Origin of the sequence: Spiractinospora alimapuensis (assembly GCF_018437505.1) — a bacterium.
In the GTDB taxonomy this organism is placed as follows: Bacteria; Actinomycetota; Actinomycetes; order Streptosporangiales; family Streptosporangiaceae; genus Spiractinospora; species Spiractinospora alimapuensis.
Genome location: NZ_CP072467.1, coordinates 1,254,637 through 1,275,912, shown reverse-complemented (window position 1 = coordinate 1,275,912; position 21,276 = coordinate 1,254,637). Strand labels below are relative to the sequence as shown.

The 21,276-nt window shown below is 69.4% G+C and carries 27 protein-coding genes; 16 read left to right on the top strand and 11 right to left on the bottom strand.

Annotation, left to right across the window (positions count from 1 at the left end; genetic code table 11):
- The first annotated feature begins 13 nt into the window (after window positions 1-13).
- Window positions 14-397 (top strand): VOC family protein, encoded by a 384-nt coding sequence (locus J4H86_RS05915; protein WP_236542495.1) that lies wholly within the window; start codon window positions 14-16, stop codon window positions 395-397.
- A gap of 537 nt (window positions 398-934) precedes the next feature.
- Here J4H86_RS05915 and J4H86_RS27215 read toward each other — a convergent pair.
- A complete protein-coding gene (locus J4H86_RS27215) occupies window positions 935-1,066 on the bottom strand; it encodes a hypothetical protein (RefSeq protein ID WP_269134536.1) in 132 nt (43 codons plus the stop codon).
- 297 nt (window positions 1,067-1,363) lie between these two features.
- Here J4H86_RS27215 and J4H86_RS05910 point away from each other — a divergent pair, with 297 nt between their 5' ends.
- Window positions 1,364-2,206, top strand: a complete 843-nt coding sequence (locus J4H86_RS05910) for a PhzF family phenazine biosynthesis protein (protein ID WP_236542494.1) — start codon at window positions 1,364-1,366, stop codon at window positions 2,204-2,206.
- An 18-nt stretch (window positions 2,207-2,224) separates the two neighbouring features.
- On the opposite strand, the gene J4H86_RS05905 is transcribed toward J4H86_RS05910, so the two are convergent.
- On the bottom strand, window positions 2,225-2,902 hold the full coding sequence (locus tag J4H86_RS05905) for an HAD family hydrolase (protein WP_236542493.1): 678 nt from the start codon (window positions 2,900-2,902) through the stop codon (window positions 2,225-2,227).
- Window positions 2,903-3,040: 138 nt separating this feature from the next.
- Window positions 3,041-4,402 carry a glutamine synthetase family protein gene (locus J4H86_RS05900; protein ID WP_236542492.1) on the bottom strand — a complete coding sequence of 454 codons (1,362 nt, stop codon included), beginning with the start codon at window positions 4,400-4,402 and terminating at the stop codon, window positions 3,041-3,043.
- 143 nt (window positions 4,403-4,545) lie between these two features.
- Between J4H86_RS05900 and J4H86_RS05895 the strand changes: the two genes are divergently transcribed.
- From J4H86_RS05895 to J4H86_RS05875, 5 genes are all read left to right on the top strand, one after another.
- Window positions 4,546-6,297, top strand: a complete 1,752-nt coding sequence (locus tag J4H86_RS05895) for an NAD+ synthase (protein WP_236542491.1) — start codon at window positions 4,546-4,548, stop codon at window positions 6,295-6,297.
- A gap of 116 nt (window positions 6,298-6,413) precedes the next feature.
- Entirely contained in the window at window positions 6,414-6,938 is a 525-nt protein-coding gene (locus tag J4H86_RS05890; RefSeq protein WP_236542490.1) for a hypothetical protein, read from the top strand.
- A 70-nt stretch (window positions 6,939-7,008) separates the two neighbouring features.
- Window positions 7,009-7,341, top strand: coding sequence for a hypothetical protein (locus J4H86_RS05885; protein WP_236542489.1), 333 nt, complete (start codon window positions 7,009-7,011; stop codon window positions 7,339-7,341).
- A 137-nt stretch (window positions 7,342-7,478) separates the two neighbouring features.
- On the top strand, window positions 7,479-7,679 hold the full coding sequence (locus J4H86_RS05880; protein ID WP_236543924.1) for a type II toxin-antitoxin system VapB family antitoxin: 201 nt from the start codon (window positions 7,479-7,481) through the stop codon (window positions 7,677-7,679).
- Window positions 7,676-8,089, top strand: coding sequence for a PIN domain nuclease (locus J4H86_RS05875; protein WP_236542488.1), 414 nt, complete (start codon window positions 7,676-7,678; stop codon window positions 8,087-8,089). Before J4H86_RS05880 ends, J4H86_RS05875 begins: the two co-directional genes overlap by 4 nt.
- Window positions 8,090-8,094: 5 nt before the next feature.
- Here the strand turns inward: J4H86_RS05875 and J4H86_RS05870 are convergent, their stop codons facing one another.
- The gene (locus tag J4H86_RS05870) at window positions 8,095-9,132 is read right to left on the bottom strand and encodes a YeiH family protein (RefSeq protein ID WP_236542487.1); all 1,038 of its coding nucleotides are present in this window, start codon (window positions 9,130-9,132) and stop codon (window positions 8,095-8,097) included.
- A 70-nt stretch (window positions 9,133-9,202) separates the two neighbouring features.
- On the opposite strand from J4H86_RS05870, the gene J4H86_RS05865 reads away from it, so the two are divergent.
- The 5 genes from J4H86_RS05865 to J4H86_RS05845 all read left to right on the top strand — a co-directional run bounded on the left by J4H86_RS05865 (window position 9,203) and on the right by J4H86_RS05845 (window position 13,469).
- The gene (locus tag J4H86_RS05865) at window positions 9,203-10,123 is read left to right on the top strand and encodes a LysR family transcriptional regulator (protein ID WP_236542486.1); all 921 of its coding nucleotides are present in this window, start codon (window positions 9,203-9,205) and stop codon (window positions 10,121-10,123) included.
- 156 nt (window positions 10,124-10,279) lie between these two features.
- The gene (locus J4H86_RS05860) at window positions 10,280-11,170 is read left to right on the top strand and encodes an SAM-dependent methyltransferase (protein ID WP_236542485.1); all 891 of its coding nucleotides are present in this window, start codon (window positions 10,280-10,282) and stop codon (window positions 11,168-11,170) included.
- A gap of 47 nt (window positions 11,171-11,217) precedes the next feature.
- Window positions 11,218-12,105, top strand: a complete 888-nt coding sequence (locus tag J4H86_RS05855; protein ID WP_236542484.1) for an SAM-dependent methyltransferase — start codon at window positions 11,218-11,220, stop codon at window positions 12,103-12,105.
- A gap of 50 nt (window positions 12,106-12,155) precedes the next feature.
- Complete coding sequence (locus tag J4H86_RS05850) at window positions 12,156-12,800, top strand: hypothetical protein (RefSeq protein ID WP_236542483.1); 645 nt, start codon at window positions 12,156-12,158, stop codon at window positions 12,798-12,800.
- Window positions 12,801-13,031: 231 nt separating this feature from the next.
- Window positions 13,032-13,469 carry a hypothetical protein gene (locus J4H86_RS05845; protein WP_236542482.1) on the top strand — a complete coding sequence of 146 codons (438 nt, stop codon included), beginning with the start codon at window positions 13,032-13,034 and terminating at the stop codon, window positions 13,467-13,469.
- Here the strand turns inward: J4H86_RS05845 and J4H86_RS05840 are convergent, their stop codons facing one another.
- Both J4H86_RS05840 and J4H86_RS05835 read right to left on the bottom strand, forming a co-directional pair.
- Window positions 13,470-13,655 (bottom strand): DUF397 domain-containing protein, encoded by a 186-nt coding sequence (locus J4H86_RS05840; RefSeq protein ID WP_236542481.1) that lies wholly within the window; start codon window positions 13,653-13,655, stop codon window positions 13,470-13,472.
- A 5-nt stretch (window positions 13,656-13,660) separates the two neighbouring features.
- A complete protein-coding gene (locus tag J4H86_RS05835) occupies window positions 13,661-14,515 on the bottom strand; it encodes a helix-turn-helix domain-containing protein (protein ID WP_236542480.1) in 855 nt (284 codons plus the stop codon).
- Window positions 14,516-14,740: 225 nt separating this feature from the next.
- On the opposite strand from J4H86_RS05835, the gene J4H86_RS05830 reads away from it, so the two are divergent.
- On the top strand, window positions 14,741-15,274 hold the full coding sequence (locus J4H86_RS05830) for an ATP-binding protein (RefSeq protein WP_236542479.1): 534 nt from the start codon (window positions 14,741-14,743) through the stop codon (window positions 15,272-15,274).
- Between the two features lie 661 nt (window positions 15,275-15,935).
- On the opposite strand, the gene J4H86_RS05825 is transcribed toward J4H86_RS05830, so the two are convergent.
- The 5 genes from J4H86_RS05825 to J4H86_RS05805 form a co-directional block, all read right to left on the bottom strand.
- Complete coding sequence (locus J4H86_RS05825; RefSeq protein ID WP_236542478.1) at window positions 15,936-17,306, bottom strand: MFS transporter; 1,371 nt, start codon at window positions 17,304-17,306, stop codon at window positions 15,936-15,938.
- 265 nt (window positions 17,307-17,571) lie between these two features.
- Window positions 17,572-18,432 (bottom strand): M23 family metallopeptidase, encoded by an 861-nt coding sequence (locus J4H86_RS05820; protein WP_236542477.1) that lies wholly within the window; start codon window positions 18,430-18,432, stop codon window positions 17,572-17,574.
- Window positions 18,429-18,950, bottom strand: a complete 522-nt coding sequence (locus J4H86_RS05815; protein WP_236542476.1) for an ArsR/SmtB family transcription factor — start codon at window positions 18,948-18,950, stop codon at window positions 18,429-18,431. The genes J4H86_RS05820 and J4H86_RS05815 overlap by 4 nt, the downstream gene beginning before the upstream one ends.
- A gap of 75 nt (window positions 18,951-19,025) precedes the next feature.
- Window positions 19,026-19,574: a DUF488 domain-containing protein gene (locus J4H86_RS05810; RefSeq protein ID WP_236542475.1), complete on the bottom strand. Its 549-nt coding sequence runs from the start codon at window positions 19,572-19,574 to the stop codon at window positions 19,026-19,028.
- A gap of 8 nt (window positions 19,575-19,582) precedes the next feature.
- Window positions 19,583-19,804: a hypervirulence associated TUDOR domain-containing protein gene (locus J4H86_RS05805; RefSeq protein WP_236542474.1), complete on the bottom strand. Its 222-nt coding sequence runs from the start codon at window positions 19,802-19,804 to the stop codon at window positions 19,583-19,585.
- A gap of 92 nt (window positions 19,805-19,896) precedes the next feature.
- Here J4H86_RS05805 and J4H86_RS05800 point away from each other — a divergent pair, with 92 nt between their 5' ends.
- From J4H86_RS05800 to J4H86_RS05790, 3 genes are read left to right on the top strand one after another with little or no spacing between them, the layout of a single operon-like run.
- Window positions 19,897-20,571, top strand: coding sequence for a DUF1028 domain-containing protein (locus J4H86_RS05800; protein WP_236542473.1), 675 nt, complete (start codon window positions 19,897-19,899; stop codon window positions 20,569-20,571).
- A 55-nt stretch (window positions 20,572-20,626) separates the two neighbouring features.
- Window positions 20,627-20,860, top strand: a complete 234-nt coding sequence (locus J4H86_RS05795; RefSeq protein WP_236542472.1) for a FitA-like ribbon-helix-helix domain-containing protein — start codon at window positions 20,627-20,629, stop codon at window positions 20,858-20,860.
- Window positions 20,857-21,276: a type II toxin-antitoxin system VapC family toxin gene (locus J4H86_RS05790; RefSeq protein WP_236542471.1), complete on the top strand. Its 420-nt coding sequence runs from the start codon at window positions 20,857-20,859 to the stop codon at window positions 21,274-21,276. The genes J4H86_RS05795 and J4H86_RS05790 overlap by 4 nt, the downstream gene beginning before the upstream one ends.

The following is a 21,276-nucleotide window of genomic DNA, read 5'->3' as shown; positions in this document are numbered from 1 at the left end:
GAGGCCCTTGACCGTGCCAGAACCCGCCCCCGACCTTTCCCGCCCTCCGCTGGGTGTGGTGGAGCAGTGGGTCATCAACGCCGCCGACCCGCCGACCCTCGCCCGGTTCTGGGCCGCCATCGTGGGCGGGGAACCCGTGAACCGCGCCGACGGATGGGCCGTCGTTCGCGACATCCCGGGAATGGGACGGCTGTCATTCCAGCCCGATCCACGCCCACGGAACGGACGCGTCCGCGTCCACGCCGATGTTCGGGTCGCGGACCTGGCCACCGCCATCAAGGAGGCCGAGGCTCTCGGCGCGCGTCGCGTCGGTGGGACCGTCACCGACGATCAGGGCTCCTTCCAGGTGATGCGCGACCCGGAGCGCAACGGGTTCTGTCTGGTCACCCCGCGGTAGACACGGCTGGTTGGCCGCCGGGGCATTGCGCCCACGGGAGCCTGGGCTGGGGTGGCCCACCCGCCCGGAACCGGACCGCCGGCCCGCGCACGGCTCCACCCTGTGGACCCCGGCAAGCCACCCGAACCGCGAGAAGCCAGGTGTACTGCCCATTCAGGTTGGTGCCGGCTACAAGGTGCGGCAATAGGGGAGGGCCTACGGATTGGTGCGGATGTCTCACGTCCGACCAGCCGGAAGGCCCTCGTTACCCCACGCTACCCACACCTACGCCAATCTCGCGTGCGCCGGCCGTCTGGCGTTGGCCCGCTGTGCGGTCGAGGACCGTTGGCCTCCGCGCCGTGTCGCCGAGCGCCTCCAGGTCAGCCCGACCACCGCCCAGCGCCGGGTAGGCGCTATCGCCGAGCGGGCCAGGCAGGCATGGCCGCTGCCTCCAACCGCCCGCGGCACTCGCCACGCCGCGCCCCCACCCGACGCGAGCGCCGCGTCATCGAACTCCGCCACCTCAACCAGTGCGGACCGGCCCGTATCGCCGGACACCTAGGCACGCACGCCTCCACCGTCCACCGGATCCCGGCCCGCCACCGGTGCGCCCGCCTGTCCCACCTGGACCGGGCCACCACCCGCGCGGAGCGCCGCGACGAACGCCACCACCCCGGCGAGCTGATCCACGCCGGCAGCGAGAAACCCGGCACCATCCCCACCTGCGGCCACCGCGTCCACGGACGAGCCAAGACACAGCGAACAGGCGCACGAGCACCGCCGCCCGCGAGAGCGCCACCCCGTGATCGGCTCCGGCTGCCTCCACACCGCCTGCCGGCCCACCCACCCCACGTCACCAGCCACACAGGACACAACACCTCGACAGCGCCGGAGGGCGAGCCCGCGCCTGAAGGGGGCCGGTGATGGGGTCGCGTAACGTCCGCCGGGCTCTGGCCGGGTGTTGGGGGTTCGGCTAGCATCGGGGCCATGCAGACCCCGTTCCGTCAGGTCGACGTGTTCAGTTCCGAGCCGTTGCTGGGCAACCCAGTCGCCGTGGTGCACGACGCCGACGGGCTGAGCGACGCGACGATGGCGGCCTTCGCGCGGTGGACCAATCTGTCGGAGACCACCTTCCTGCTCTCGCCCACCCACCCCGAAGCGGACTACCGGCTGCGGATCTTCACTCCCGGAGGGGAACTTCCCTTCGCCGGCCACCCCACCCTGGGCAGCGCCCACGCGTGGCTGGAGGCCGGGGGCACGTCACGCGGCGAGAACATCGTGCAGGAGTGCGGAGTGGGCCTGGTCTCCCTGCGCCGGGACGCGGGTGGGAGTCTGGCCTTCGCGGCTCCACCGCTGCATCGGTCGGGCCCCGTCGCGGACCCCGACGTGGACCGGATCCTGCGGGCACTGCGGATCACGCGGCCCGACGTGGTGGCCGCCCAGTGGATCGACAACGGTCCCGGGTGGGTCGCGGTGTTGCTCCGCGACGCCGACGCCGTACTGGGGCTGACCCCCGACTTCGCGGCCTTCGACGATCTCAAGATCGGGGTCGTCGGGTCCTACCCTGAGGGCGGCGACTGCGCGGTCGAGGTCCGGGGGTTCGCTCCCGACGCCGGGGTGCCCGAGGACCCGGTCACCGGGTCGCTCAACGCGGGTCTCGCGCAGTGGCTGACCAAGGACGGCGTGCTGCCCCCCTCCTACACCTCCAGCCAGGGCACCGTGCTTGGCCGTAGAGGCCGGGTCCGAATCGACACCGACGCCTCCGGCCAGATCTGGGTCGGCGGAGAGTCGGTGACGACCGTTCTTGGCACCTGCACCGTTGGCGACTAGGAACCGCTTCCAACCCACTCAGTCGACGAGCCCGGTGGAGTGCACCCGCACCGCGAGGCCCTCGCTCAGGTAGCGCTCGAGGGTGCGCCGTGTCGCCCCCACCAGGGTGACCCGCGCCGCCCGTTTGGCGGTGGGAAGGTCGGTCACCGAGTCGGTGACGAACTCCGCCTCGGCGACGGGAACGGCGTTTTCCCGCAACGCCTCCACCTTGCGGGCGCCGATGCGGTGGTCGGCGACGCGCAGACCCGTGGGCGTCGCCGCCAGCTGGGACGCCGAGATGGTGTCGTAGGGTGCCTGAGCCTGGAGCAGCAGGGACTCCGCCAGCCGCTGTTCGGTCGCGGTGGCGACGACGATCCGGGTGTTGGCGGCGTGCTGGCGTCGCATCCGTTCCACGATCTCGCGACGGATCCACGACGCGTCCCCACCGAGACGTGCGCCGACCGTCCGGGCGAGAGCGGAGTAGTCGTCCTCGGAGAGCCCGGAGAGGGCGACCTCCGTGATCCGGTGGACGGCGCGCTTCCGTGTCTCCGGTCCTCGGCCGAGCACCATCGCGACGATCCCGGGCAACGCGCGCAGGAACCGCGCCGGTGAGGTGCGCAGACGGAGGACGACCAAGGCGGTGAAGGTGTCCTTCCGGGTCACGACGCCGTCGAGGTCGTAGACCACCAGCGCGGTCGGTCCCGCGTCGCCGCCCATTCGGGGTCTCCAAGCCTGTGAGGGGCCCTCAAACTACCCCACGCGTGCCTGGGTGGCGTCGGCACCTCGGGCAGGCCGATGTGCACCCCCACCGGTTCGGTGTGGAGAAAACCTGACGGGGGGATGGGTGGGAGGGGGTCACAGCGTGGGGAGGTTGCGCTGCAGCTCGAAGGGAGTGACCTGGCTGCGGTACTCCTCCCACTCCGCGCGCTTGTTGCGCAGGAAGTAGTCGAACACGTGCTCGCCGAGGGTCTCGGCGACGAGTTCGCTCTCTTCCATGGTGCGGATCGCCTCGTCCAGGCTCTGGGGGAGTGGCTTGATGCCCAGCGCGCGTCGTTCGGCGGGGGTGAGGCCCCACACGTCGTCCTCGGCCTCGGGCGGCAGGGTGTAGCCTTCCTCGATCCCCTTGAGCCCGGCGGCCAGGATCACCGCGTAGGCGAGGTAGGGGTTGCACGCCGAGTCCAACGCGCGGTACTCGATCCGCGCCGAGTTGGGCTTGCCGGGCTTGTACATCGGCACGCGGACCAGCGCGGACCGGTTGTTGTGGCCCCAGCAGACGTAGGCCGGTGCCTCGCCGCCCGCACCCGCGGACGCGGCGGCGTTGGCCCACAGGCGCTTGTAGGAGTTCACCCACTGGTTGCACACCGCGGTGATCTCCGCCGCGTGGGTGAGGAGGCCCGCGATGAACCCCCGGCCGATCGTCGACAACTGGAAGGTCGCTCCCGGCTCGTGGAACGCGTTGCGGTCGCCTTCGAACAGGGACAGGTGGGTGTGCATGCCCGACCCCGGGAACTGTCCGAAGGGCTTGGGCATGAACGTGGCGTAGACGCCCTGTTCCAGCGCCACCTCCTTCATGACATGGCGGAACGTCATGATGTTGTCGGCGGTGGTGAGGGCGTCGGCGTAGCGCAGGTCGATCTCCTGCTGGCCGGGGCCGCCCTCGTGGTGGCTGAACTCCACCGAGATGCTCATGTCCTCCAGCATCATGATGGCGTTGCGTCGGAAGTTGTAGGCGCTGGAGTGCGGCGTGTGGTCGAAGTAGCCGCCCTCGTCGTTGGGCTCGGGCAGCTCACCGGGGTCCGGCTTGCGCTTCAACACGTAGAACTCGATCTCGGGGTGCGTGTAGAACGTGAACCCCGCGTCGGACGCCCGGCTGAGTTGACGCTTGAGCACGTGGCGGGGATCGGCGTAGCTCGGCGAGCCGTCCGGCAACAACACGTCGCAGTACATGCGGGCGGTCCCGTGCGGCTCGTTGCGCCAGGGCAGCACCTGGAACGTGGCGGGGTCCGGTTGCACCAACATGTCGGACTCGTGCACCCGCGCGAAGCCCTCGATGGCGGAGCCGTCGAAGCCGATCCCCTCACTGAACGCGTTCTCGAGTTCGGCGGGGGCGACGGCGACCGACTTCAGGTAGCCGAGAACGTCGGTGAACCACAGACGTACGAACCGGATCTCGCGCTCCTCCAACGTTCGGAGCACGAACTCCTGCTGTCGATCCACCGGTCCTCCTTCGTCGTCGTCCGCGCGGCTCGCTCGCCGCTCTCACCCCCAGTGTGCCTGGTCAGGGTTTCTGGCGCGTTAACGACGTCCCGTCGGAGTGGTCGGCGCGTGGCCGCGCGGGGCCACCCTCTAGGCTTGGGCTCGTGCCTCAACTGCGAATCGCGCTCGCCCAGACTAACCCGGGCGTCGGAGACTTCGACGGCAACGCCGACCAGGTGGTCGAGTACGCCCGGCAGGCCGACCGCCGGGGTGCGGACCTCGTGGCGTTCCCGGAGATGACGCTCCCGGGCTACCCGGTCGAGGACCTCGCGCTGCGTCGCTCCTTCGTGGCCGCCTCCCTGGCCGCCGTGGAGCGGCTCGCCGAGCGACTCGCCGAGGAGGGCCTGGGGCGTCTCCCCGTCGCGGTGGGCTTCCTGGACCGGCGCGGTGACGAGCGGACACGGCTCGGTGAACCCGCCGGGGCGCCGCGCAACGCGCTGGGGGTCCTGCACGAGGGCCGGGTCCGGGTGGTGTCCGCCAAGCACCACCTGCCCAACTACGGGGTGTTCGACGAGTACCGGTACTTCGTTCCCGGCGACGTCCTCCCCGTCGTCTCCCTGCTGGGAGTCGACGTCGCGTTCGCGATCTGCGAGGACATCTGGCAGGAGGGCGGCCCCGTCGCCGCGGCGAACACGGCCGGGGCGGGTCTCCTCGTCGTCCTGAACGGTTCCCCGTTCGAGCGTGCGAAGGACGACGTTCGCCTCGAGCTGTGCCGAAGGCGTGCCCGGGAGTCGGGAGCGGCCCTGGCCTACGTGAACATGGTCGGCGGCCAGGACGAGCTGGTGTTCGACGGTGACTCCCTCGTGGTGGACGCCGACGGCGAGCTGCTCGCCCGCGCCCCGCAGTTCACCGAGCACCTTCTGCTCGCCGACCTCACCCTTCCGTCCGGCGCCGAGCGCCGCGAGGGCACGGAGTACCGCGACGAACGGTCCGGCCTGACCATCCGCTCCCACGCCCTCGACGTCACGGCGACCCCCGCCCGGGACCCGCTGGGCCCACAGCGCCACGACGCCCTGGAGGACCTCGAGGAGCTGTACGAGGCGCTGGTGACGGGCACCCGCGACTACGTGCGTAAGAACGGGTTCCCGTCGGTGATCCTGGGCCTGTCCGGCGGAATCGACTCCGCGCTCACCGCCGCCATCGCCACCGACGCCGTGGGCCCCGAGCGCGTCCACGGCGTGCTCATGCCCAGCCGCCATTCCTCCACCCACTCGGTGAGTGACGCCGAGGACCTGGTCAAACGGCAGGGCATCCACGGGCGGACCGTGCCGGTCGGCCCCATGGTGGACGCCTTCGAGAACGCGGTCCATCCCACGGGGCTCGCGGCGGAGAACCTGCAGGCGCGGGTGCGTGGGCAGTTGCTCATGACGCTGTCCAACGGTGAGGGGCATCTGGTGCTCACCACCGGCAACAAGAGCGAGTTGGCCGCCGGCTACTCCACGCTCTACGGCGACTCGGCGGGCGGGTTCGCTCCACTGAAGGACGTGTGGAAGACCGCCGTGTGGGACCTGGCGCGGTGGCGCAACGCGATGGCGGTGCGGCGCGGGGAGACCCCACCCATCCCGGAGAACTCCGTCGCCAAGCCGCCCAGCGCGGAACTCGCCCCCGGACAGTTGGACTCCGACTCCCTGCCTCCCTACGAGGTGCTCGACGCCCTGCTGGACGACTACATCGGCACCGACCTGGGCCGCGCCGAGCTGGTGGACGTCGGACACGACCCCACACTGGTGGATCGGGTGATCCGCATGGTGGACCGCGCCGAGTACAAGCGCCGCCAGTACCCACCGGGCCCGAAGGTCAGCGCGCGCAATTTCGGACGGGACCGTCGACTGCCCATCACCAGCCGTTGGACCTGACCAGCGCGTGATCTTGAACCTCGGACAGTGTGCGGTCGCTCCGCTACGATGAGCCTGTGCGCGAGGGCGGCATATCCGGACAGTGCCCAGGCCCCGCGCGGGAGAAGCGGGGAGTCATGGCCACCCATCCACTGGCGATTCGCTGCCCGTACGGGCAGGCGCACGAGGCGCAGGACCCGGCGGGCCCCGTCGAGCCGGACTCCCTCGCGGTGCGTCGCTGCCTGTCCATCTCCATGGACAAGTGCCGGATGTGCCGCAGTGAGGTCGTGGCCTACATCGCGGGATGCGCGGCGGAGTTCACCGACGGCGGGATGGTCACCGAGCTGTTCGACGCGTGCGTGCGTCACACCGTGGTCGTCGACACCCTGGCGCGGCGCCCCCTGGACGGGGAGCGGATGAGCCTGCAGGACCTGGTTCGTATGCCGAGCTGGATGATGTGGCCGCGCACGGTGGAGTTCATGCGTCGGGGTTGGGTGGAGGTGCGGCTGCCGCACGCGCGCGTCGACCTGGGGCGGGCCCTGGCCTTCGCGCGGGGGTTGTGTGTGGCGGACCGGCGGGAGATCGTGGACGACGCCCTGGACCGGGCGGCCGGAATATACTCCCTGTCCGTCGAGCAACTGCACGCGTTTCGCGGTGCCTGAGCGGGGCGGATCCGATACGCGTCGACGCCCCCGGTCCTGCGTCTTCTACGCTCTGTAGTAGTTTGCAGGCATGGAAATCCTCAAGAACGTCTTTCTCTTCCTCCACCTACTGGGCATGGCGGGGATCATCGCCGGGTGGTTGATGCAGCTCTCCGCCAGCACCAAGGGTCCCAAGGCGATCCTGCACAGCTCGATCCTGCAGCTCGTGTCCGGTCTGCTGCTGGTCGGCATGCTGGAGATGGGCGATGGCGACGTCAACCACATCAAGATCACGGTCAAGGCGGCCGTGGCCGTCGCCGTCCTCGTCGTCGCGATCCTCAACGTCCGCAACCCCAAGACCGCCCTGGCCAACACCGCCGGCGCCCTCGCGGTCGTGAACGTCGCCGTCGCCGTGTTCTGGTGACCCCACCGGCCACACCCCCGGGGTCGTACATCACGGTTCGACCCCGGTGCGGCCACGGGCCCCCGCGGCGCCAGTCACTCATATATACGGAACATGGCATCTGTATATACGCATGTGGGAGGTGGGTCGTGACGAAGATGCTCATCGACATCGACGACCAAGCTCTGGCCAAGGGTGCGGAAGTGCTGGGAACCGCGACCAAGCAGGACACGGTCAACGCCGCACTGAAGGACGTGGGAGAACGTATCGCCAAGGCGAAGGCCTTCGCGGAGCTGCTGGCGATGGGGGATCGAGGCGATTTCGAAGTCCTCAAGGACAAGCGTAACTACCGACCGTGAACGTCACCCATTACCTCGTCGACATCAGCGCGCTCGTCCGACTCCTCACGCGACCGGAGATCGTGCATGAGTGGGAGGGGCCGGTGACAGCCGGACTGGTAGGCATCTGTCCGGTTACTGAACTTGAATTCCTTTACAGCGCTCGTTCCCGCGAGGACCATATAGACAAGACGCGACGCCTCAACCAGCTGTTTCCGTCCGTGTTCATCCCCGACGGGGTCTATGGGCGCGCCGCGAAGGTTCAGGAGGAGCTGACGAGCCGGGGCCAGCATCGTTCCGCCGGCGCGGTGGACCTGCTCCTCGCCGCCACCGCCGAACTCACCGGAACCACGCTGTTGCACGGCGATCGGGACTTCGAGTGTGTTGCCGCGGTCACTGGTCAACCCGTTCAGTGGCTCAGTGGGCCGTAACCCCCTCAGGTCACCAGCACGATCCCCACTCCCGCCACGGTGGTGACGATCAGGGTCGCTCCGGCGCCCAGGACGATGCTTCTGCCGCCGGTACGCACGAGCGGGACGATCCGCACCGCTGTCCCCAGGGCGAAGAGGCCGGCGCTGAGGAGGATCGTCTGGGCGAGGGCCGCCGCGTCGAGGACTGGTGCGGGCAGGACGTCGAGGGACCCCAGGGCGACCGCGCCGAGGAAGCCCACCACGAACAGGGGAACGATCGGGGGCCGGGGGCCGGCGGTGGTCCGGGTGCGGGTTCGCCGCCACAGGCCGACACCGACGATCATCGGGGCGAGCAGGAGGACCCGGGTCAGCTTGACGACGACGGCGGACGCGAGCGCCGTCGAACCGACCGCACCCGCGGCCGCCACCACCTGGCCCACCTCGTGGACGCTGGCACCGGCCCACATGCCGAACCCGGCGTCGTCCATGGCCCCACCGCCGTGCAGGACGGGCAGGGCGAACACCGTGACGGTGCCGAAGAGGGTCACCAGTGCCACGGCGGTCATCACGTCCTCTTCCTCGGAGTCGACCACGCCGCGCATGGCGGCCACCGCCGAGGCGCCACAGATGGCGGTTCCGGCGGCGACCAGCACTCCGCGTTCGGTGCCGAGCCCGAGCCATCGCGCGAGGACCACGGTGCCGAAGAACGTGCAGAAGACCGTCACCACGATGACGCCCAGGACGGGGAGTCCCAGCGCCAGCACGTCGGCCACGGCGAGCTGCAGTCCCAACAGCACGATCCCCGCCCGCAGCGGAGTCTTGGAGGTCGCACGCACCCCCGGCTGTGCGCTCGGCCGCAGCAGCCCGGTGTTGGCGACCACCGCGCCCAGCACCAGGGCGGCCATGAGGGCGCTGACGGCCGGCAGGACCAGGTGCGCCCCGAACGCGGCGCCTGTGCCGAGCGCTGTCAGCGCCACGCCCGGCAGCAGCGTCCGAAGCGGCTGGAAGCGCGGGAGCTCCGGTTCCGGCGCGACGGGTCCGGCGGTTTGTCGGTTTTCGGGCATGAGCCCATGGTGATCTTGGGTCTGGCGGGCCACTAGGGGTCAGTTTCGGGCAAGGTCATACGGTGGACGTATGACCACTCCGCGGCTCCAGTGGCCGGACATCGCGAGCCTGCGACTGCTGCTTCTGGTCGAGGAGCACGGCAGCATCGGCCGGGCCGCCCACGCGCTGGGTCTCACACAGGCGTCCGCGAGCCGCCGCCTGGACACCCTGGAGCGGGAACTCGGGCTTCCGCTGCTCCTCCGGGACACGTCGGGGTCGCGGCTCACTCCGCAGGGACACAGCGTGGCGGGGTGGGCCGCGGGCGTGGTGGACACCGCCGAGGAGCTGATGGTCGGGGTGGCCGCGCTGCGGGAGCGGCGAACCGCGTGGCTCCGGGTCGCGGCGAGCATGACGATCGCGGAGTACCTGGTGCCGCAGTGGTTGGTGGCCTTTCGCGCCAGCGCCTCCGACACCGAGGTCGAACTGCGCGTCGTGAACTCCGAGACGGTCGCGGATCTCCTGCGCCGCTCCGCCGTGGACCTCGGCTTCGTGGAGTCCAAGGACGTGCCGCGCGACCTGGCCTCGACCCGCGTCGGGACGGACCGACTGGCGGTGGTCACCACGCCCCGCCATCCGTGGTCGCGCCGCCACAGACCGGTGCCCGCGACAGAGCTCGCCCAGACTCCGCTGGTCATGCGGGAACCCGGTTCGGGGACCAGGACAACCCTGGAACAGGCGCTTGCCCTGGCCACGGGGCACGGTCCCGCCACCCCGGCGTTGGAGCTCTCCTCCAACGCGGCGGTCAAGGTGGCCGTCGCCGGGGACAGCGCGCCCGCGGTCCTGAGCGTGTTGGCCGTGGCCAACGAGCTCAACGACGGCAGGTTCCGGGAGATCGCGGTGGACGGGGTCGACATGCGCCGTCTCCTGACCGCCGTGTGGCAACGCGGCACCCGCCTCAGCGACCCCGCGACGCGTCTCGTCCACATCGCCGGCGCCTCGGAGGGGTGCTGAGCCCGGTCGGCCGACGCGGTGGGGGGTGTGGTGACGCGGACACCCCTCAATCGGGTCTCCCGCGTCGCGGAGAGATGTGGCATTCTGCCCGGAAAGTCGCGGCGGTGGCCCGCCGACGGCATCCCCGTGTGCCCGCTCGTCCCCAGGAGTCCCCCCGTGAGTGACCCGACCGGTTTCATGAAGGGTGTCGCCGGTACCGACGGCGCCGCCGCGTTCCCGCCGGAGATCCTCACCGACCGGCCGACTCCTGCGCGGACCTATGGCTGGTTGTTGGGGGGCAAGGACAACTTCCAGGTCGACCGGGACCTGATCCTGACCCTGCTGGAGTCCTTTCCCGAGGCGGTCGACGAGGCACGGGCCAACCGGCGGTTCCTGTACCGCGCGGTGCGCTATCTCGCTCGCGACGTCGGCATCACGCAGTTCCTGGACCTGGGCTCCGGTCTGCCGACCGACAGCAATGTTCACCAGGTCGCCCAGGCCTTCCAGCCGGACGCCCGCGTCGTCTACGTGGACAACGATCCCATCGTGCTGGCGCACGGCCGCGCGTTGTTGGACGAGGACGCCAACACCACCGTGATCCAGGCCGACATGACGGACCCCGACTCCGTCCTGGACGCGCCCGAGACCCAGGCGCTGTTGGACTTCGATCGGCCGGTGGGCGTGCTGATGTTCTCCATCCCGCACTGCATCCCCGACGATGAGGACGCCCGACACGCGATCCTCGCCCCCATGTGGCGCGTGGTCGCGGGGAGCCATCTCGCCATCTCCCACGTGGTCGTCGAGGGGGAAGCCACCGCGGAGGCCGCCACCGAGTACATGAATAACCTGGGCATGCCTTGGCGGACGCGCACGCCCGAGCGTGTGCGCTCGTGGCTGGGAGACCTCACCGTGGTGGAGCCGGGCCTGGTGGACATCAACGACTGGCGACCGGACCCGAACCAACCTTCCCTGCCGGACGTGGCCGAGCCACTACGGCCCTACCTGGGCGTGACCCGCCACACCGCGAAGCAGGGCTTCGAGTTCGGGGGAGTGCTTCGCAAACCATAACCCCGCCTGTGGACCCGCCCCCTCACCGTGCCCCCTGGAGCCTCTCGATGACCAACCCGAACCAGTTCATGAAACACCTCGCCACCGAGGACGGCGCGGCCTACCCGCCGGAGATCCCCACCGACCGGCCGACCTCGGCGCGGGTCTACGGCTGGATGCTGGGGAGCAAGGACAACTTCCAGGTCGACCGGGAGATGGCCCTCGGCTTCCTCGACGCCTTCCCCGAGACCCTGGACGACGCGCGGGACAACCGGCGGTTCCTGTACCGCGTGGTTCGCCACCTGGCGCGGGACGTCGGTATTACCCAGTTCCTGGACCTGGGGTCGGGTCTGCCGACCGACAGCAACGTCCACCAGGTCGCCCAGGCCTTCCAGCCGGACGCCCGTGTCGTCTACGTGGACAACGACCCCATCGTCACGGCCCACGGCCGTGCACTGCTGAACGACGACGCGAGCACCACGGTCATCCAGGCCGACGTCACCGACCCGCGGGGGGTGCTGGACGCCCCCGAGACCCGCGAGCTCATCGACTTCACCCGCCCGGTCGGGGTCCTGATGCTCGCCACGGCGCACTGCGTGCCCGACGACGACCAGGCGCGGGAGGCCATCCTGGCGCCGATGGCACACGCCGCCCCCGGGAGCTACCTGGCCGTCACCCACGTGGTCGCCGACGACCAGGCGACCGCCGACGAGATCACCCGGCACATCACCGCGGGTGGGATGCCCTGGCGCACCCGAACCCCCGAGGAGTTCCAGTCGTGGCTTGAGGACTTCGAACTCCTCGACCCCGGCCTGGTCCCCGTCGCCGACTGGCGCCCCGACCCCGACCAGCCCCCTCTCCCCGAGGTCGACACAGCCCTCACCCAGTTCCTCGGCGCCGCCAGCCGCGGCACGAAGCGCGGCTACGAGTTCGGAGGGCTGCTGCGCAAGGCGTGAGGCGCGGCGGCGGGACCTTCAACGACCATCTGCGGTGGTACGAGGTGACGATGGATCACCCCCTGTTGGCGATGTTCGTGGACGCGGCGGCCGGGGTCTTTCCGCCGGTCGACGGGCGGGCCGTGGTGGTTCCCCCGCTCGCGGACGGGCACCAGGCCGTCGTGTCGTTCACCGGCCACGCGGTGATCGCGACTCGGTGGGCGGCATCCGATCTGGGGGACCCGAAGCTTGACGGGTATGGGGCGGCCTTGCATCCGCGTGTGCTGCGCCGCATCGCCGGGGAGCGCGGAACCGTCGGACAGATCGACGTGACCATGGTCGCGAGGGGGAGCGGTGATCGTGATCCCGGGAACGCCACCTGTCCGCTGGCCGAGAGAGTCGACCTGCTGGAGCACCCCCGGGTGCGACACGCCACTGCACTGCGGCGTGACGTACGGGTCTTCGCTGACGAGCGGGGCCTGGTGACCATCGCCGCGGGGTTGGCGGGCCGGCGGGAGATGTCGATCGAGACCGCCGGCAATGCGGGCGCCGGTCATGGGCGGTCGCTACTGCGGGACGCGCTGCGGCTCGTTCCGGAGGGAGAGGAGGTCTTCGCCGCGGTGTCGCCCGGTAACGCGCGTTCGCTCCGGGCCTTCCTGGCGGTGGGGTTCGTTCCCCTGGGTAGTGAAGTGATCATCGCGGATCACCGGTGGTGATCGGGGGAACCGCAGTGTCGGGTGTCGCGTCTATGGATGCATACGGATCGGCCTAACAGGAGGTCAGGGATGCAGGCACAACCACAGTGGGCACAGGGACACGGGGCCCAGGGGCAGTCGGGGCCGAACAGTCAACCGCCCCCACCGGGGCCACACCCTCCGCACCCTCCGATGTCTGGCGCTCCGGGACCTGTTGCTTCGTCTGCGGATCTGGAGCGCCGGCTGAACGTCGTGGAGACCCGGCAGGCGTTACTGGGGTACAGCCTCATCTACGCGCCGATGCTGCTCCTGGTTCCGCTGTTCCTGTTCGTGCCGTTCTACGAGTACGAGTCCGACGACATGTCGGTCACCTACGCGATGCTGTGGGAGCTCGCTGCCAATGGGTTCGCCATCGGGACGGTCTCGATCCTGTTCATGGGTGTACTGGCGGTGCTGCTCGGGATCGGGGTGTTCCGACCGGGCACGCCGGCCGTTCCGTCGGGGATCGCCGTCATCTGCGGCATCCTGTTCTTGCTGCTGGCCCTCAAGATCGACGCGGGCGAGTACGCGGAGTACTCGGTGGCGGGGTACGCCGGCATGATCCTGGGGCTCGCCGGAGTGATCTGCGGGGCCGCGAACGAGATCCACGGCGTGGTTCGCCGGATGGCCAACGCACGCCGTGGCGGGTGACTAGAGCTCGCCGCGCTCTGCGGCGGTGAGGAACGCGGTCCACTCGGCGGCGGGGAAGTCGAGGTGGCCACGATCGGGGTGCTTCGAGTCCCGGACAGCCGTGCCGGTGGGGAGCTCGGCAACCTCAACACAATCGCCATTTACTCCACTATGGGTGCTCTTGCGCCATGTCAAAGCGTTGGGCATGGGTATCACTCTTCTAGCTCGCTGCAGATGTGGCGGATCAGCGCCAGCGACTGGACAGGGTTGAGCGAACACGCCTGTGTGCTGCCGAACATGGTGTTGCAGCGCCGGATCTGTTCGTCCTCTTCCAGGTACAGGCTACTCACCGGGGTCTCAAAATAGGCGATAGTGGAATCCCGTGGGTCGGGGAAGTCCAAGAGTACGAAACTGCCTTCGGTCGCTGGATGGGCGCCCGCGTTGAAGGGGAGCACGTAGAGGTCGACATTGTGGCGGACGGCCATGTGGTCGAGGTGGAGCAACTGTTCGTGCATGATCGCTGCCGAGCCGACCACCCGCCGTAGCGCTCCCTCCTCGATCACCGCTTCATAGGTTGGTGGATGCACCTGGTTCAACACATCTTGCCGCTTGAGACGTGCGTCGATACGGCGTTCGATCTCGGAGTCTTCACGGACCTTGTTGGCGCGAAAGATCGCGCCGGCGTAGTCAGGCGTTTGCAGTAGGCCTGGCACGACCTGGGCCTGGAATGTGCGGAATGCGCACGCCTCAACCTCAAAGTCCGCGAGCATCTCCGGCATGAGGTCCTTGTATTGAGCCCACCAACCGCGGACCTTGGCGTCCTTGGCCAGTTGGTGTAGTGCCGCGCGTGTCTGTGTATCGGTGACCTTGTAGGTGTCCAGCAGCATGTCGAGCGTCTTGGTCGGCACAGTCTTGGACTCGGCCTGTTCGATCTTGCTCAGGTTCGATTTTCCGATCCCGGCCTGTTTGCTGGCCTCCTGCAGGGTCAGCTCAGACTGGGAGCGGAGTTTCCTCAGCTCGGCGGACAGGCGTCGTCTGCGGATGCTTGGGCTGTAGGGAGCGGACACGAGGGGATCCTATCGCTAGAAAAGCAGTGGAATCCACTGTGAATGATTGACAGAAGTGGATTCCACTATTTACTCTCGGTGGTGAGACCGTGATCCACTTCACCCCCAGACCCTGTTGCGGGTCACGGTAGTTCCGCTCCCGCTGATGTGTCCGGGAAACCGTGGAAGTGGTGCGGGTGCGGGTTCCACCCCGTTCGTTCACGCATGCCCGAGGAGTGTGTCCGCATGCCTTTGACCCCTGTCGCCCCGCTGCCCACCGTCACCGTCCCGCTCAACCGGTTCATCCCGTCCGGGAGCGCGCACTACTTCAACGGTGACCCCGACGGCCCGATCTACCGCAAGCGCCGGTTCGAGTTCTGCGGTCTGTCCGCGATGATGCCGCTGGTCCGCGCGTTTCTAAACACCTGCGCGGCCCACCGTGACCCCGACTACCGCTACACGTTCACCCTGCTCGGCAGTGAGCTCGCGAACAACGCCATCCAGCACACACTCTCCGGGGACCCGGGCGGCTACTTCACCCTGAGGGCGGACCGTTCCAAGAGCGGTATCACGCTGACCTGCACCGACAGCGGAACCCTGCGGGGCACGGAGCGGTGGACACGGGACGTCTACTTCTCCCTCGAGGTCCCGCCCAACGCGGGGGAGGATCCCCTCGCTGTCTCCGGTCGGGGACTCATGCTCGTCGACACGCTCGCCGACTCCTGGGGCGACAACGGCCGCCCCTACCTCCGCAGCGTGTGGTTCCACCTCGCCTACTGATCCTCACGGAGCACGACCCCCGCGTGTGCGGTGTGTGTCCCGGGTGGCCGCAGGGGGCCAGTCTGCCCCTGTGTGAGTGCGGTCCGGTGCCGCGTCCCGCACGATGGGGGACGGCTGTCGTCGACCAGGATTGCGGGCCCCCAGCGTGCTGACGCGAAACACCCTGACCGTGTTCACCATCGCCACCACGAGCGTCCTCCTCGCCGGGGGGTGTGCTCCCGGCGAGGACCTCGACGCCGACGCGGATACCGAAGCTGAGGCCGCGGCGGCGCCGGACACCGAGTCCAAGGACGAGACGGACCTGCCTGACCTGGACGACGACCCCGACGTCCTCGGCTCGTGGCACCTGGACCACGAAACGTCGGACAGCCACGCCGTTCTGTGGTTCCGGTTCGAATCGGGGGACGAGGTCTCCCTGCTGGGTGATCCCGGCGAGACGGAGGGCGGCTCCTCCAAGGTCTGTACGGGCGACTTCGACCCCGACACCGACCCCGTCGAGTTCTCCATGGACTGCGTCGACATCCACCCGGACGAGGACGACACCCCCTCGTACTCCGGGACCGCGCAGGTCCACGAGGAGCACGACCAGTTCCCCGGGGACGAGGTCATCCAGGTCACCTGGGACTTCGGCAACGTCGACTTCTACGTGCGCGACACCGAACTACCGCCCGATCCGGATGCGGCCCGCGACGGCTGCGGCGCCGAGCAGGCCCACCAGTGCCAGGCCACAGCTCAGCAGGTACGGCGACGAGCCGAGAACGCTCGGTGTGAAACCGACGCCGACGTAGACGGTGACGCCCGTCGCGCCCCCGAGCTGGTCGGCGGCGCGCTGCACTCCCGAGGCGACCCCAGCGTCCTCGTCGGTGACGCCCGTGACCGCGGCGTACTGCAGGCCGACGATGCCGAAGCCCATCCCCGCCGCGATCAGAACCATCGCCGGAATCAGCATCGGCGCGGGCGCGCCCAGGTGTGCGGCGGCCCCGATCACCACCATGCCCAGGGCGGCGAACCCGATCCCGACCAGGGCGCACCCGCGTGCTCCCCACGAGCCAAGGAGCCGGGGCACCACCGTCACGGCGAGCACCAGACTCACCGCCAGGGGGAGCAGCATGAGTCCGGCCTGGAGCGGGGACAGTCCGAGCCGGTCCTGCAACTGGAAGGTGAACAGCAGGAACGACGTGGACAGTGTCGCACTCAGCAGCGCCGTCGCGAGGTTGGCGAGCACGCGGGAACGGTTCCGGAAGAACGCGAGCGGAATCAACGGGTTGGTGGCCCGGCGTTCGACCGCGAAGAACAACAAGCCCGCTACCAGCGCACCCACGAGAGCGACTGCCGGCACCCAGGACGGCGTTCCTCCATCGCCCCCAGCCTCCACCACACCGAACGCGAACAGCAGTGGGGCGCAGGTCAGCAGGAGGGAGCCGAGCACGTCGAGCGGGGCCCGTTCCCGAGACCGATCGGCGGGGATGAGGATCACCGTGGTCACGAGGACGAACACCACGAACGGGACGGCAATGAGGAAGATCCAGCGCCACCCCAGGAACTCGGTGATGACCCCCGACAGGACGAAGCCAAGCACCAGGCCGCAGCTGGCGATCGCCGCCCACACGCTCAACGCGCGCGACCGGCGGGGCCCTTCGGGAAACAGCAGCACGATGGTGGCCATCGCCGCGGGAAGCGCCAGCGCCTCACCGACCCCCTGGAGCAGTCGAGTCACCACCAGCACGGCGAACGAGTTGGCGACACCGGCCAACAGCGACGCCCCACCGAACACGGCAGTGCCGACGAGGAGTACCCGGCGTCGCCCGAAGACGTCGCCCAGTCGGCCGCCGAGCATGAGCAGCCCGCCGCCGGCGATGGTGTAGGCGACGACCACCCAGGTCAACTCGCGGGGACCGGCGCCCAACTCGGCGCCGATGGACGGAAGGGCGATATTCACCACGGTCACGTCGACCGCGATGAAGAACTGCAACACGGCCAGACAGCTCAGTACCGTCCAGGAACGTGCTGCCGACGTGCGGTCAGACCGCATGACCGTAGAGGTGCGTGGAAACACAGAGAAGCTCCGTTGCTCAAGAAAGAACACGGTGCCACACGGACGTGTGGCACCGTTCCGACCCTCGAGCGGCGGAACGTACGAAGAGAGAAGACCTAGGAACGCTCCGCCGCTAGCGGAGCGTCCTCGTCACAGCGGCGGCGGCCGCGGCGGAAGCACCAGACATGCCGGCCATTCTACGGGCCCCACATCCGGCCCCGCCCCCACCCGCAGTGCCCCTGACAGGAACTGCGGCGGCGGATCACGTGCAGCGAAAGACCCGGGCGTTCGCGGGAAACCCGGCGATCGCCGTCGCGGCGGGCGGTTTGGTGTACGGCGCGAGTCGCGGGTCCGGCGCGGCCTCGACCTCCAGGCCGCGCCAGAGCATCGGCAGTCCGACGCTGGCCCCCGGTTCGGGCCGGTCGGCGAGCTGGACGTGGAGGTGGGGTTCCGAGGAGTTTCCCGTGTTGCCCACGTGGGCGATGTGCTGGCGCTCGGTGACGCGCTGTCCGGGTGTGACCAGAACGGACCGGTGTTTGAGGTGCGCGTAGACGCTCGCCGTGCCGTCGTCGTGCGTGATGACCACGTGGTTGCCGGCGATGAGGGGGAAACCGCCGAAGGATCGCAGGAGCCCCTCGAGGACCAGCATGAAGATCGCCGCGGGCCAGGTGTTGCGGGCCCGGTGGTCACGTTGCCAGTCGGTGGCGCGGGTCACCACCCCGGGGGCGACCGCGAGCACGGGCTCCCCGAAACAGGAGTAGTCCTCCGGACGGTTGGGCAGCAGGCCCCGGCGCGCCATCGGCGGGGAGTCGGCGTCGGATGGGTGGAGGATGTCCACGGCGTGGCTCTGGCCGTAGGCGCGCGTCCCGTGGCTCGGCACCTTCGAGCCGGGGCTGTTCAGGCTGACCCACCGACCGTTGACAGGGGCCGCGACCTCCACGGGCTCGCGGTGAACCACGGGAGGCCGGACGAAGATGAGGACAACCAGCACGGCCGCCAGGCCGAACACGAGCCACCCCGGAGCGGCGGTCCCACCCACGGCCAACATGGTCTCGTTGAGGGCGATCAGTACGGGGATCGCCGCGAACCACAACGGCCGGAACCGCGCGATCTGGCGCCTCATCCGTCCACCGCCAAGAAGACCGTCAACAGCGGCACGACGCGGGCCACCGGTACCTCGTAGCGGCCACGCCCCTGTGCCTGCAGCCACCCCGCGGAAACGAGCTGACGCAGGTGGTGATAGATCTGCCCGCTGGTCCCGAAGTCCCCGTTGTCGGCCAGATCCTGCACGGTGGACGCGTCGGTGAGCAGCCGCTGCAGGATCCGCAGCCGGACCGGATGAGCCAGCGCCGACAGGGCCTCGACCCGGTCGGCGAAGTCGGAGCCGAGGAGCTCCGACGTCGATCCGTTCACCTGGTAGTGGGCGGCCCGCCCGTCCGGCACCGTGACCGCGCCCGCCAACACGACCGCTCCCGGGGCCTCAGCGCGGGCCCGCACGCCGTCGAGAACCCAGAGCGGCTCGTCGTGCTCGGCAGCGGTGGTGGACGCGCGACCTTCCAACGCCTCGACCCGCCGCTCCAAGGCGGCCATGCGTCGGTCGAGGGAAGATTCACCGGGCGCCGGCCGATCGTCGTGGCTCATGACCACCACATTACAAGAATTACGTAATCCCGTAGAATCTGCTCCTTGTGCGGTGCCGACCCCGCAGGCCCAGAGCTATTGGCGGTTGGGCGCCGCGGCGGGATAGGTGACGCTCTGGTCGGGGTGCACGACCGCCCCCGGGGTGAGGCTCGCTGAGGGGGTGTGGCCCGGGCCGAGGATGTGGTGGACGTCGTCGCCGTGGGCGAGGAGGTGGTCGGCGATGATGCGGCGGTGGCAGCGCCACCAGACCGCCTCGGAGCACATGACGGCGACGCGTCGTGTCTCCGCCTCCTGGCGTAGCTCGGCCAGGGCGGCGCGGAAGGGTGGGGAGAGGGCGTAGTCGGCGTAGTTGTGGAAGCTCTGGTTGCGCCAGAGCGCGTTGGTGTCCTCGGGTATGTCCGTGGACCTGGGGCGGCGTCCCCCCAGGTCCGGGGCCGGGCGGTAGCCGATCCCGGCGGCGGGGAGCGCGTGGGACAGGACGTCCTCGTTGAACCGCGGGTACCGGCGGGAACCACGGAGCTTGCGGACGTCCACCACCAGGTCGACGCCCGCCTCGTCGAGCAGGCGGGCGAGGACGTCGAGGTCACGATCGGAGTGGCCGATCGTGACGAATGACGGGGCCATGGAAGTCGCTAGTCGTCACCGACGCGGGTGAGCGCGGTGCCCCGGTGGGCCGCGACGTGGTCGGTGCGGTCGCTCTGGATCTCGTATTGCGGGTTGTCCGCCGACGCGTGGTGGACGTAGCCCTTGAAGCTGAAGTCGTCGGTGTGGACCTTCGTGATCGTGCCGGCCACCCGGCCCGCTTCGGAGTTCCAACTCACGTGGTCACCGACGGCGAAACGGTGCGTCGTCATGACTCCTCCAGTGCGCGCTTACCTCCAGGCTACGTGCCGGCGCCGGCCGCCTCCGGGTGCGCCTATGGTGGGGCCCGGAGTCAGGGGGGCACATGCTGGCGGGAACGTTCTCGATCGTGGCGTACGACGTCGACCAGTCCGTCTGCGGGGTGGCGGTGAGCAGCGCGATGCCCGCCATCGGCGCGCTGTCGGTCTTCGCCCGCGTCGGCCATGGGGCGATCGCGACCCAGGCGCTGATCAACCCGCTGCTCGGCGTCGACGGCATCGAGCTCCTCGCCTCAACCCCAGCCGAGCGGGCACTCGGTCAACTGCTCGCGACCGATCCGGCCAGTGACCTGCGGCAGGTGGCCCTGGTCGACCGGCACGGCCACGGAGCGGCGCACACCGGGGACGGCACCCACCCGTGGAGCGGGCACCGGACCGGGGAGGGCTACGCGGTGGCGGGCAACATGCTGGTGGGGGAACGAGTCCTCACCGACATGGCCGAGCGGTTCGAGGCCAACCGGGGAGAACCCCTGCACGAACGGCTCCTCCGCGCCCTCGAGGCCGGCCAGGCCGCGGGCGGCGACCACCGGGGCAGACAGAGCGCCGCCCTTCGCCTCGACACCGGGCTGCCCTACCCCTACCTGGACCTCCGTGTCGATGACCATCACGACCCCGTCGACGAACTACGCCGCGTCCACACCGTCGCCAGACAGGAGCTCCTCCCGTTCATCGACACCCTTCCCACGCGGGAGAACCCAGCGGGTCGGTGGGATCCGTGGTGACCTTGCTCTTGCGGCGAATGCTATCATCTATGATAGCGAACTGGGGGTGGAGGATATGGCGTCCATAGTCGTTCGAGGGCTCGACGAGTCAGTGAAAAAGCAGATCGCGATCCAGGCGAAGGAGCACGGGCACTCCATGGAAGCCGAGGTTCGTGAGATCCTCACGAGGGCGGCTGGACGGCCGAACATTGGCATTGCCCTCATGAGGGCCGTGATGGACGTTGGCGGAGTCGACGATCTCCCGGTTCCCGTGCGCACCGATGCCGCGCGGGTGGTGGACTTCGGATGATTGTCCTGGACACGAACGTCATCTCCGAGATCTTCCGACCGAACCCCGACGAGCGAGTCGTCACGTGGCTGGGGTCCCTCACCGGGGAGGTTGCCGTCACCGCCGTCACGCTGGCTGAGCTTCGGGCTGGTGTTGGCCGTCTCCCAGAGGGTAAGCGCAGATCGGCGCTTCAGATGCGGATCGAGGCTGCGCTTCAGCCCTACCGGGAAACCCGAGCGATACTGGTCTTCGACGACGACGCGGCTGGACACTACGCGGAGATCGTCGTGGCGCGCGAAAGGGCGGGCATCCCGATCAGCATGGCCGACGCGCAGATCGCCGCGATGTGCCGGAGCAACAGCGCCACCTGCGCTACGCGGAACACGAAAGACTTCACCGAGACTGGGATCGAGCTGATCAACCCGTGGGACGAGTGA

Coding starts and splice junctions, on each gene's coding strand:
- J4H86_RS05800 (WP_236542473.1), top strand. CDS start 19,897: ATGCTGGCGGGAACGTTCTCGATCGTGGCGTACGACGTCGACCAGTCC.
- J4H86_RS05905 (WP_236542493.1), bottom strand. CDS start 2,902: ATGGGCGGCGACGCGGGACCGACCGCGCTGGTGGTCTACGACCTCGAC.
- J4H86_RS05810 (WP_236542475.1), bottom strand. CDS start 19,574: ATGGCCCCGTCATTCGTCACGATCGGCCACTCCGATCGTGACCTCGAC.
- J4H86_RS05790 (WP_236542471.1), top strand. CDS start 20,857: ATGATTGTCCTGGACACGAACGTCATCTCCGAGATCTTCCGACCGAAC.
- J4H86_RS05840 (WP_236542481.1), bottom strand. CDS start 13,655: ATGCCCAACGCTTTGACATGGCGCAAGAGCACCCATAGTGGAGTAAAT.
- J4H86_RS05855 (WP_236542484.1), top strand. CDS start 11,218: ATGACCAACCCGAACCAGTTCATGAAACACCTCGCCACCGAGGACGGC.
- J4H86_RS05795 (WP_236542472.1), top strand. CDS start 20,627: ATGGCGTCCATAGTCGTTCGAGGGCTCGACGAGTCAGTGAAAAAGCAG.
- J4H86_RS05870 (WP_236542487.1), bottom strand. CDS start 9,132: ATGCCCGAAAACCGACAAACCGCCGGACCCGTCGCGCCGGAACCGGAG.
- J4H86_RS05830 (WP_236542479.1), top strand. CDS start 14,741: ATGCCTTTGACCCCTGTCGCCCCGCTGCCCACCGTCACCGTCCCGCTC.
- J4H86_RS05885 (WP_236542489.1), top strand. CDS start 7,009: ATGGAAATCCTCAAGAACGTCTTTCTCTTCCTCCACCTACTGGGCATG.
- J4H86_RS05820 (WP_236542477.1), bottom strand. CDS start 18,432: ATGAGGCGCCAGATCGCGCGGTTCCGGCCGTTGTGGTTCGCGGCGATC.
- J4H86_RS05805 (WP_236542474.1), bottom strand. CDS start 19,804: ATGACGACGCACCGTTTCGCCGTCGGTGACCACGTGAGTTGGAACTCC.
- J4H86_RS05880 (WP_236543924.1), top strand. CDS start 7,479: ATGCTCATCGACATCGACGACCAAGCTCTGGCCAAGGGTGCGGAAGTG.
- J4H86_RS05865 (WP_236542486.1), top strand. CDS start 9,203: ATGACCACTCCGCGGCTCCAGTGGCCGGACATCGCGAGCCTGCGACTG.
- J4H86_RS05815 (WP_236542476.1), bottom strand. CDS start 18,950: ATGAGCCACGACGATCGGCCGGCGCCCGGTGAATCTTCCCTCGACCGA.
- J4H86_RS05825 (WP_236542478.1), bottom strand. CDS start 17,306: ATGCGGTCTGACCGCACGTCGGCAGCACGTTCCTGGACGGTACTGAGC.
- J4H86_RS05850 (WP_236542483.1), top strand. CDS start 12,156: ATGGATCACCCCCTGTTGGCGATGTTCGTGGACGCGGCGGCCGGGGTC.
- J4H86_RS05910 (WP_236542494.1), top strand. CDS start 1,364: ATGCAGACCCCGTTCCGTCAGGTCGACGTGTTCAGTTCCGAGCCGTTG.
- J4H86_RS05890 (WP_236542490.1), top strand. CDS start 6,414: ATGGCCACCCATCCACTGGCGATTCGCTGCCCGTACGGGCAGGCGCAC.